The 10,049-nt window shown below is 65.3% G+C and carries 8 protein-coding genes; 1 reads left to right on the top strand and 7 read right to left on the bottom strand.

Going from position 1 to position 10,049, the window contains the following annotated elements:
• Positions 1–81: 81 nt before the first annotated feature.
• The 7 genes from odhB to sucC are packed head-to-tail and all read right to left on the bottom strand — an operon-like array spanning position 82 to position 8,143.
• Complete coding sequence (gene odhB / locus ACEYYA_RS14590; RefSeq protein ID WP_374801653.1) at positions 82–1,605, bottom strand: 2-oxoglutarate dehydrogenase complex dihydrolipoyllysine-residue succinyltransferase; 1,524 nt, start codon at positions 1,603–1,605, stop codon at positions 82–84.
• Positions 1,598–4,567, bottom strand: coding sequence for a 2-oxoglutarate dehydrogenase E1 component (locus ACEYYA_RS14585; protein ID WP_374801652.1), 2,970 nt, complete (start codon positions 4,565–4,567; stop codon positions 1,598–1,600). The genes odhB and ACEYYA_RS14585 overlap by 8 nt, the downstream gene beginning before the upstream one ends.
• 31 nt (positions 4,568–4,598) lie before the next feature.
• Positions 4,599–4,976 (bottom strand): hypothetical protein, encoded by a 378-nt coding sequence (locus ACEYYA_RS14580; protein WP_374801651.1) that lies wholly within the window; start codon positions 4,974–4,976, stop codon positions 4,599–4,601.
• 53 nt (positions 4,977–5,029) lie between these two features.
• Positions 5,030–5,920 carry a succinate--CoA ligase subunit alpha gene (gene sucD, locus ACEYYA_RS14575; RefSeq protein WP_374801650.1) on the bottom strand — a complete coding sequence of 297 codons (891 nt, stop codon included), beginning with the start codon at positions 5,918–5,920 and terminating at the stop codon, positions 5,030–5,032.
• A 9-nt stretch (positions 5,921–5,929) separates the two neighbouring features.
• Positions 5,930–6,448 (bottom strand): hypothetical protein, encoded by a 519-nt coding sequence (locus tag ACEYYA_RS14570; protein WP_374801649.1) that lies wholly within the window; start codon positions 6,446–6,448, stop codon positions 5,930–5,932.
• Positions 6,449–6,470: 22 nt separating this feature from the next.
• Entirely contained in the window at positions 6,471–6,950 is a 480-nt protein-coding gene (locus ACEYYA_RS14565) for a hypothetical protein (RefSeq protein WP_374801648.1), read from the bottom strand.
• Positions 6,950–8,143 (bottom strand): ADP-forming succinate--CoA ligase subunit beta, encoded by a 1,194-nt coding sequence (gene sucC / locus ACEYYA_RS14560; protein WP_374801647.1) that lies wholly within the window; start codon positions 8,141–8,143, stop codon positions 6,950–6,952. Before sucC ends, ACEYYA_RS14565 begins: the two co-directional genes overlap by 1 nt.
• 404 nt (positions 8,144–8,547) lie before the next feature.
• On the opposite strand from sucC, the gene ACEYYA_RS14555 reads away from it, so the two are divergent.
• Positions 8,548–10,026 carry a calcium-binding protein gene (locus tag ACEYYA_RS14555; RefSeq protein ID WP_374801646.1) on the top strand — a complete coding sequence of 493 codons (1,479 nt, stop codon included), beginning with the start codon at positions 8,548–8,550 and terminating at the stop codon, positions 10,024–10,026.
• Positions 10,027–10,049 lie beyond the last annotated feature (23 nt).

Below are 10,049 nucleotides of genomic sequence, written 5' to 3'. Positions count from 1 at the left end.
CCCCCCCCCCCCCCCCCCCCCCCCCCCCCCCCCCCCCCCCCCCCCCCCCCCCCCCCCCCCCCCCCCCCCCCCCTTTGGTGCTTACAGATCCATCAGCAGACGGCGCGGGTCTTCCAGCGCTTCTTTCACGCGCACGAGGAAGGTCACGGCGCCCTTGCCGTCGACGATGCGGTGGTCATAGCTCAGCGCCAGATACATCATCGGGCGGATCACGATCTGGCCGCCGACCACCACCGGGCGGTCCTGGATCTTGTGCATGCCCAGGATCCCCGATTGCGGCGGGTTCAGGATCGGGCTGGACATCAGCGAGCCATAGACCCCGCCGTTCGAGATGGTGAAGCTGCCGCCCTGCATTTCCGGCAGGGTCAGCTTGCCGTCGCGGGCGCGCAGGCCCAGTTCGGCGATCTCTTTCTCGATCTGGGCGAAGGATTTCTGGTCGGCGTCGCGCACGACCGGCACGACCAGACCCGAAGGCGTGCCGACCGCCACGCCCATGTGGACGTAGTTTTTATAGACCACATCGCCGCCGTCGATCTCGGCATTGACTTCGGGTACTTCCTTCAGCGCGTGGCAGCAGGCCTTGACGAAGAAGGACATGAAGCCAAGTTTGACTTTGTGTTTCTTTTCAAAGGCATCCTTGTATTCGTTGCGCAGGTCCATGATGCCTTTCATGTCCACCTCGTTATAGGTGGTCAGCATCGCGGCGGTGTTCTGCGCGTCTTTCAGGCGGCGGGCGATCGTGGCGCGCAGGCGGGTCATCTTGACGCGCTCTTCGCGGGCGGCGTCGGTCGGGGCGCTGGCGTTGCGCGGCAGTTGCGCGGGTTCCGGCGCGCTGGCGGTGCGGGCGGGGGCAGTGGCGGCTTTCGCCACGTCTTCCTTCATCACCCGGCCATCGCGGCCCGATCCGGCCACGGCGTCACGGTCGATGCCCTTTTCGGCCATCGCCTTTTTCGCCGAAGGCGCATCCTCGACATCGCTGCGCGGGGTCAACTGCTCCGGCCCGGCACCGGGCGAGCCGACGGCCTCGGCCTTTTCGGCGGGCGTGTCCTTGGCCGGGGTGGGGGCGGCACCGGCGGCGCCTTCGGTGATGATCGCGAGCTTTGCCTTGGCGTCGACGGTCGCGCCCTCGGGGGCCAGGATTTCGGCCAGAACACCGGCGGCGGGGCTGGGCACCTCGACCGACACCTTGTCGGTTTCCAGTTCGCACAGCATTTCATCCTGCGCCACCGCATCGCCAACCTTCTTGAACCAGGTGGCCACGGTCGCCTCGGTCACGCTCTCGCCCAGCGTCGGCACCATCACGTCGATATTCTTGGACATTGTTCCCTCCTGCGGGGCGGCCTTGGCCTTGGTCCCCGGATGATCTTGATCTTGTTCGGAAATCGTCGCCAGCAGCGCATCCGGCCCGACGGTCGCGCCCTCGACGGCGACCAGCGGGCCAAGGATGCCGGCGGCAGGGGACGGCACTTCCACCGTCACCTTGTCGGTTTCCAGTTCGCACAGCATTTCATCAACCGCCACGACATCGCCCGGTTTCTTGAACCAGGTCGCCACCGTGGCCTCGGTGACGCTTTCGCCCAGGGTGGGGACGCGGACCTCAGTCATGGCCCCAGCCCTTTGTCAGCGCCTGATCGACCAGGGTTTCCTGTTCGTGCTTGTGGCGGCTGGCCAGACCCGTCGCGGGCGAGGCAGATGCGGCGCGGCCGGCATAGACCGGGCGGCGGTGGGTCGCCTCGATCTTGTTCAGCACCCATTCCAGGTTCGGCTCGACAAAGAACCAGGCGCCCTGGTTCTTCGGCTCCTCTTGGCACCAGACCATTTCGGCACCCTTGAAGCGCGACAGTTCCTTGATCAGCGACTGTTGCGGGAAGGGGTAGAACTGTTCCAGACGCAGCAGATAGACGTCGTTCAGGCCGCGCGCATCGCGTTCGGCCAGAAGGTCGTAATAGACCTTGCCCGAGGCAATGACGACGCGCTTGATCTGGTCGTCTGCGGCCAAGGTCAGGCCCGCGCGGCCGCGTTCGGCATCGTCCTGCAACACCCGGTGGAAGGTCGAGCCGGTGGTGAACTCATCCGCCGTCGACACGGCCTTGGGGTGACGCAGCAGCGATTTCGGCGTCATCAGCACCAGGGGCTTGCGGAAGCCGCGCTTCAACTGGCGGCGCAGGATGTGGAAATAGTTCGCCGGCGTGGTGCAGTTGGCGACGATCCAGTTGTCTTCGGCGCACATTTGCAGGAACCGTTCCAGACGGGCGCTGGAATGCTCGGGGCCTTGCCCCTCGAACCCGTGCGGCAGCAGCATGACAAGGCCCGACATCCGCAGCCATTTGCGTTCGCCCGAGCTGATGAACTGGTCGAACATGATCTGCGCGCCATTGGCGAAGTCGCCGAACTGGGCTTCCCACAGCGTCAGGGCGTTCGGTTCGGCCAGCGAATAGCCGTATTCAAAGCCCAGGACCGCATATTCCGACAGCATCGAGTCGATCACCTCATACGCGGCCTGACCGGCACGGATGTGGTTCAGCGGGTAATAGCGTTCCTCGCTGTTCTGGTCGATGAAGGCGGAATGGCGATGGCTGAAGGTGCCGCGCGTGCTGTCCTGACCGGCCAGGCGCACCGGGTGGCCTTCGGTCAGCAGGCTGCCAAAGGCCAGGGCCTCGGCGGTGGCCCAGTCAAAGCCCTGACCGCTGGCGAACATCTGCGACTTGGCGTCAAGCTGGCGGGCGACGGTCTTGTGGATGTCGAACCCGTCCGGCACGGTGGTCAGCACGGTGCCGATCTCGGCCATCGTCTCGGGCGCGATGGCGGTGCGGCCGGCGTCATATTCGGCGCCCTCGGTCGACAGGCCCGACCATTTGCCATCCAGCCAGTCGGCCTTGTTCGGCTTGAAGTTCTTGCCGATCTCGAACTCCTCGTTCAGATGCGCCTGGAAGGCGGCCTTCATATCCTCGATCTCGCCCTCGGGGATCAGGCCGTCCTTGACCAGACGTTCGGTGTAAAGTTGCAGCGTCGTCTTGTGGCCCTTGATGGTCTTGTACATCGCGGGGTTGGTGAACATCGGCTCATCGCCTTCGTTGTGACCGAAGCGGCGATAGCAGAAGATGTCCAGCACGACATCCTTGGCGAATTTCTGGCGGAACTCGGTCGCGACCTTGGCGGCATGGACCACGGCCTCGGGGTCGTCGCCATTGACGTGGAAGATCGGCGCCTCGACCATCAGCGCGATATCGGTGGGATAGGGGCTGGTGCGGCTGAAATGCGGCGCGGTGGTAAAGCCGATCTGGTTGTTCACCACGATATGCATGGTGCCGCCGGTGCGGTGGCCCTTGATCCCTGAAAGCTGGAAGCATTCGGCCACGACGCCCTGACCGGCAAAGGCCGCATCGCCATGCAGCAGCACCGGCAGCACGCTGGTGCGCGGCGCGCGGTCGCCCAGCTGGTCGCCCTTGGCGCGGCATTTGCCCAGCACGACCGGGTTCACCGCCTCGAGGTGGCTGGGGTTCGCGGTCAGCGACAGGTGGACGGAATTGCCGTCAAAGGCGCGGTCCGAACTTGCGCCCAGGTGATACTTCACATCGCCCGAACCGTCGACATCCTCGGGCTTGTAGCTGCCGCCCTGAAACTCGTGGAAGATGGCGCGGAAGGGCTTGCCCATGACGTTGGCCAGAACCGACAGGCGGCCGCGGTGCGGCATCCCGATCACGATGTCCTTGACCCCAAGCGCGCCGCCGCGCTTGATGATCTGCTCCATCGCGGGGATCAGCGCCTCGCCCCCGTCAAGGCCGAACCGCTTGGTGCCCATGTATTTGACATGCAGGAACTTTTCAAAGCCCTCGGCCTCGACCAGCTTGTTCAGGATGGCGCGGCGGCCTTCGCGGGTAAAGGCGATTTCCTTGCCCAGCCCCTCGATCCGGGCCTTCAGCCAGGAGGCCTGTTCCATGTCGGAAATGTGCATGTATTGCAGCGCGAAGGTGCCGCAATAGGTGCGCCGCACGATGTCCAGGATCTGCCGCATCGAGGCATGGGTCAGGCCCAGCACATTGTCGATGAAAATCGGGCGGTCCATGTCGGCATCGGTAAAGCCGTAATGGGCCGGGTCCAGTTCCGGGTGGGGCTTGACGTCGCGCAGGCCCAGCGGGTCCAGATCGGCGATCAGGTGGCCGTTGATGCGATAGGCGCGGATGATCATGATCGCGCGGATGCTGTCCAGCACGGCGCGTTTCACCTGATCGTCCGACAGCTTGACGCCCTGCTCGGCGGCCTTGGCGGTGATCTTGTCACCGGCGGCTTTCGCCTCACGCGCGGCGGGCCATTCGCCGGTCAGCGCGGCGGTCAGGTCATCGGCGGTCTGCGGCGGCCAATCGGCGCGCGCCCAGGACGGGCCGCTGGCGGCGCGCGTCACATCGCCTTCGGCATCGCCCAGGCTGGCAAAGAAATCCGCCCATGCCGCATCGACCGAGGCCGGATCGGCGGCGTAACTGGCGTAAAGCTGTTCCACATAATCGGCGTTATGGCCCTGCAAAAAGCTGGAATCGTGGAAAGCGGCATTCGGGGACTGGTCGTTCATTCTTGGACCTCTTGGGCAAACTGTCGGAGCCTCAGCGCTGACAGGTGACGACGATTTTGCGGATCTTGCGGTGGCCAGCGACGGGCTGCATCACGCCCGGCGCGGCGGCCCGACGGTTCGAGGCGGCGCACAGATGAGTGGCGACGGCGGCGGCCTGGGCGTTGGTGACGCTGCCGGTTTCGACCAGCACCAGACCGCCGCGTTCGGTCTGGCTGACGCCGGCGACCGCCTGAGGCGGCAGGCCGGTCAGTTGGGGCCAGTCGGCATTGGGGTTACGATGATCGCGCCCGCCGGGCGCCGCGCCGCAACCTGCCAGAACGGCCAGCGTGGTGGCGGTCAGCGCCGCGCGCCGCAGGCCTGCCCCTGGCTGGGCCTTCGGTCTGGCTGGCGGATGGGCGGGCGGTGTCATGCCTGTCTCCCCACAGGACGGGTCGGGGACGGATGCCCCCGACCGCTGACGCATCACTTGGCGGCGTCGATGGCCTGCATCACGGCCTCACCCAGATGGGCGGGGCTGTCGGCGACGACGATCCCGGCCTTTTTCATGGCCTCGATCTTGGATTCCGCATCGCCCTTGCCACCGGCCACGATGGCACCGGCATGGCCCATGCGGCGGCCCTTCGGCGCGGTGCGGCCCGCGATGAAACCGGCGGTCGGCTTCCAGCGGCCCTTTTTCTTTTGTTCGGCCAGGAACTCGGCGGCTTCTTCCTCGGCCGAGCCACCGATCTCACCGATCATGATGATGCTGGTGGTTTCCGGGTCGTTCAGGAACATTTCCAGCACGTCGATATGTTCGGTGCCCTTGATCGGGTCGCCGCCGATGCCGACGGCGGTCGACTGGCCAAGGCCCAGGTCCGAGGTCTGCTTGACCGCCTCATAGGTCAGCGTCCCCGAGCGCGACACGACGCCGACCGAGCCACGCTTGTGGATGTGGCCGGGCATGATGCCGATCTTGCATTCGTCGGGGGTGATGACGCCGGGGCAGTTCGGCCCGATCAGGCGCGATTTGGTGCCCGCCAGGGCGCGCTTGACGCGCATCATGTCCAGCACCGGGATGCCTTCGGTGATGCAGACGATCAGTTCGATCCCGGCGTCGATCGCCTCAAGGATGGAGTCGGCGGCAAAGGGCGGCGGCACATAGATCGCGCTGGCGTTGGCGCCGGTCTTGGCGCGGGCTTCATGCACGCTGTCGAACACCGGCAGGTTCAGGTGCTGGGTGCCGCCCTTGCCGGGCGTCACGCCGCCGACCATCTGGGTGCCATAGGCAATCGCCTGTTCCGAATGGAAGGTGCCCTGGCTGCCGGTGAAGCCCTGGCAGATCACCTTGGTGTTTTTATCGACGAGAATGGCCATGGTGGCTCCTTAACGTTCGGACAGAAGCGAAAGACGGAAGATGCGGGACGAGCCGCGATCGGTGACATTGGGGTCGATCAGCACCAGCGTGTTGCGCGACCGGTATTTGGCGGCAGGCCCGAAGGGGGTCTGCTGGACCGCGCCATAAGCGGCGGTCAGCGCGTTCGACACCTCAAGCGTGGTGGCGGTGGTGTTGAAGGTCATCACGCAGGACGTGCCGTTGCCGGGGCCGTTGACGACCTGGAAGCTGACATCCTCGGTCGGGCTGATGGCGACGCCGCCGCCCGACTGCGAGGTGACGCCATTGGCCGAGGCCGCCGCTGCGACATTGGCGAACTTCGGCAGGCTTGCACCGCAGACATTGTCGAACAGGCCGATGGCGCGGGTCGGGCTGACCAGCGCCGGGCCGGTGGCGACATTGCCCGCCGGCGGGATCGCACCGGGCGCACCGCCCGGCAGGTTCAGGCCGACGCCCGGCGCGCAGGCGGTCAGGGCCAGGGCGGCAGCGGTGAGGAGGGGGAATTTCATGGTCCGGTCTCCGGGTTCGGGGCTATTCACCAGCGCGGGCGACGATGGCCGCCCCACGCAAGACGCCAAGCTCAACATGGTTGATGACACCCATCACCATCGGCCCGCCGTTGAAGGTGCCTTTCCAGATCTTGTCGGCCTTGAAATAGCCCGATGGATCAGCCGGCTTGGCCCTGGATGCAGCGATGATCGGTGCCAGCAGGGATTCTGCCTCGGCCGGGGTCATCCCGGACACGCCGATCACGCATTTCGGATCGGCCGCCGTCGAGGAAATCGCCGCAACCACCCGATAGCCATCTGCGGAGTAATAGTGCAGGCGCTGTTCGGATTGTTCATAGCGATAGCCCGCCGTTTTGAAGGCGGCACGCGCGGCTTTCACATCGGGCAGGTGCTTTTGACAGATCGCCGCGAAATCGGCGGCGCGCTGCAACAGACTGGCATCGGCGGCCTGCGCCACGGCAGGCAGCTCCACCAGCGCCAATGCAAGAGCCGCGGCCCGCATCACCCCTTCACCGCCTTGACGATCTTCTGCGCCGCGTCCGACAGGTTGTCGCCCGCGATCACGTTCAGGCCGGAATTGGCGATGATGTCCTTGCCTTTTTCGACGTTGGTGCCCTCAAGCCGGACGACCAGCGGAACCTTCAGCCCGACTTCCTTCACCGCGGCGATGATGCCCTCGGCGATGATGTCGCAGCGCATGATGCCGCCGAAGATGTTGACCAGGATGCCCTTCACGTTCGGGTCGCTGGTGATGATCTTGAACGCCTCGGTCACCTTTTCCTTGGTCGCGCCGCCGCCGACGTCCAGGAAGTTCGCGGGTTCCGCACCATACAGCTTGATGATGTCCATCGTGGCCATGGCCAGACCGGCGCCGTTGACCATGCAGCCGATTTCACCGTCCAGCGCGATATAGTTCAGGTCGAACTTCGACGCCGCCAGTTCCTTGGGGTCTTCCTCGGTCTCGTCGCGCAGGGCGGCGATGTCGGCGTGGCGGTAGATGGCGTTGCCGTCGAAGCCCATCTTGGCGTCCAGCGCCTTGAGGTTGCCATCGGTGGTCACGATCAGCGGGTTGATCTCCAGCATCTCCATGTCCTTGTCGATGAACAGGCGATAGAGATCCTTGATCAGCTTCACGCATTGCTTGACCTGCGCGCCCTCAAGCCCAAGGGCGAAGGCGACGCGGCGGCCGTGCCAGTCCGACAGACCCGAGGCCGGGTCGACGCTGAAGCTGACGATCTTTTCGGGGGTGTTGGCCGCGACTTCCTCGATATCCATGCCGCCTTCGGTCGAGACGACGAAGCTGACGCGCGAGGTCTGGCGGTCGACCAGCAGCGCAAGATAAAGCTCGCGCGAGATGTCGCTGCCGTCTTCGATATAGATGCGGTTGACCTGCTTGCCGGCCGGGCCGGTCTGGTGGGTCACCAGCGTGCGGCCCAGCATCTGACGGGCCAGCTCGTCGGCCTCTTCGACCGACTTGGCCAGACGGACGCCGCCCTTTTCACCGGCCTCGGCCTCTTTGAACTTGCCCTTGCCACGGCCACCAGCGTGGATCTGGGCCTTGACGACCCACAGCGGGCCATCCAGTTCGCCGGCCGCGCGCTTGGCCTCATCGGCCTTCAGCACGATCCGGCCATCGGAAACCGGAACGCCGTAGTCGCGCAGCAAAGCCTTGGCCTGATATTCATGGATGTTCATGGCACCGTCCCACGTCTGAAAGGGTTTGGGTTTGGCTGGTGATTGCCACATCGGCGGCCCCGAACAAAGGGAAATACACGACGAAAGGCGGAAAACGGCCGAAAAGATGTGAATGTGATCACGCGTCGGAAAAGTGTGATCACAAAAATCGTTCCGTCAGGCCCCGCTGTTGGCGCAAACGGGCGGGCATCGACGTGGCGGCGCTGATTCTAACATCGCAGCCGCCCGCTGTCTGCCCGCGATGCGCGCCGCCGGACCAAAGCGGAAACGGTTGCAATGCAGGGTTGCGCGGCGGTCCGTTCCGACCCGTGCGACCCGACTTTTATCGTCGCAAGGGCCGCTGACCCAGCATGGCATATTCACGCGATCTGCAAGGCTAACATACTGCGCACGGGTTTTTTTCCTTGAGGTCTACCGTTATGTCCACCATTGCCAATTCTACCGCGGCCGGGTCTTTTCTGACCAGAAGCGGCGCCTATGCCTCGCTTCTGGATCTGAACAAGGTCTTGGCCGAGGGCCTGAGCCTTAGCCCGGTGTTCGCGGCCGCCAGTGCCGCGTCGGGCAGCACCCTGCCCAAGGCGATGCCGGTGATCGGCACGGCGGGCAATGACACGCTGATCGGCACCGCGCTGAATGATACGCTCTATGGCGGTGCGGGCGACGACCGTCTGGACGGCGGCGCGGGCAATGACCTGCTTTATGGCGTCAGCGGCAATGACACGCTGAACGGCGGCGCCGGCAATGACTATCTGGTGGGTGCGCTGGGCGACGACGTGATGATGGGCGGCGACGGCATCGACACCGCGACCTTTGCCTTTCCGCGCGCCGCCAAGGTTGACCTGAACCTGACCGGGCGTCAGCAGACCGGCTATGGCAACGACCTGCTGACCGGGATCGAGAATGTCACCACCGGGATCGGCAATGACAGCGTGACCGGCAACGGCCTGGCCAATGTGGTGCAGACCGGGGGCGGCAATGACACGGTGCGCGCCGGTGCGGGCAATGATGTGGTTGACGGCGGCCTGGGCAATGACCTGCTGGATGGCGGCGCGGGCATCGACACGCTTGTGTTCAGTGGGGCCGGAGCGGCGCGGGTGAACCTGGGCACGACCGGGGCGCAAAGCACCGGCAGCTACGGTGTCGACACGGTGCTGAACATCGAGAACGTCACCGGCGGGGCCGGGGCCGACGTGATCACCGGCAATGGCCAGGCCAATGTGCTGACCGGCGGCGGCGGTAACGACCAGCTGTTCGGGATGGCCGGGGCGGATCAACTGATCGGCGCCAATGGCAATGACGTTCTGGACGGCGGCGCGGGCAATGACGTGCTGACCGGCGGGGCGGGCAATGACGTGATCCGCGGCGGCCTGGGCAATGACACGGTGGTGTTCAACGGCCCGTCGGCGGTGCGCGTCGCGCTTAGCCTGACGCGCGCGCAGACCACCGGCCACGGCCTTGACCAGATCACCGATGTCGAGAACGTCATCGGCGGATCGGGGTCGGACCGGGTGGTCGGCAATGACCTGTCCAACCTGCTTTACGGCAATGCCGGCAATGACAGCCTGGCCGGGGCAGCCGGTTCGGACCTGCTGTCGGGCGGGCTGGGCGACGATCAGCTGCTGGGCGGTGTCGGCATTGACGTGATGATCGGCGGCGCCGGGGCGGATCAGTTCATCTTCCGTGCGGGCCACGGCAGTGATGTCATCCAGGATTTCCAGGTCAACACCGACAAGATCGTGATCGACAGCGGCGCCAGCAGTTTCTCGCAGGTGGCGATCAGCCAGTCGGGCGCGAATACGGTGCTGAGCTTCGGCGATGTCCGGGTCACGCTGCTGAATGTCGACCATGGCACGGTGGATTCGGGCGACTTCCTGTTCGTCTGATCGGACCGTCCACGAAACAAGGC

Origin of the sequence: Paracoccus zhouxuedongae (assembly GCF_041927815.1) — a bacterium.
GTDB lineage: Bacteria > Pseudomonadota > Alphaproteobacteria > Rhodobacterales > Rhodobacteraceae > Paracoccus.
This window is presented reverse-complemented; position numbering and strand designations above follow the sequence as displayed.

Coding starts and splice junctions, on each gene's coding strand:
- ACEYYA_RS14570 (WP_374801649.1), bottom strand. CDS start 6,448: ATGAAATTCCCCCTCCTCACCGCTGCCGCCCTGGCCCTGACCGCCTGC.
- odhB (WP_374801653.1), bottom strand. CDS start 1,605: ATGACTGAGGTCCGCGTCCCCACCCTGGGCGAAAGCGTCACCGAGGCC.
- sucD (WP_374801650.1), bottom strand. CDS start 5,920: ATGGCCATTCTCGTCGATAAAAACACCAAGGTGATCTGCCAGGGCTTC.
- ACEYYA_RS14565 (WP_374801648.1), bottom strand. CDS start 6,950: ATGCGGGCCGCGGCTCTTGCATTGGCGCTGGTGGAGCTGCCTGCCGTG.
- ACEYYA_RS14580 (WP_374801651.1), bottom strand. CDS start 4,976: ATGACACCGCCCGCCCATCCGCCAGCCAGACCGAAGGCCCAGCCAGGG.
- ACEYYA_RS14585 (WP_374801652.1), bottom strand. CDS start 4,567: ATGAACGACCAGTCCCCGAATGCCGCTTTCCACGATTCCAGCTTTTTG.
- sucC (WP_374801647.1), bottom strand. CDS start 8,143: ATGAACATCCATGAATATCAGGCCAAGGCTTTGCTGCGCGACTACGGC.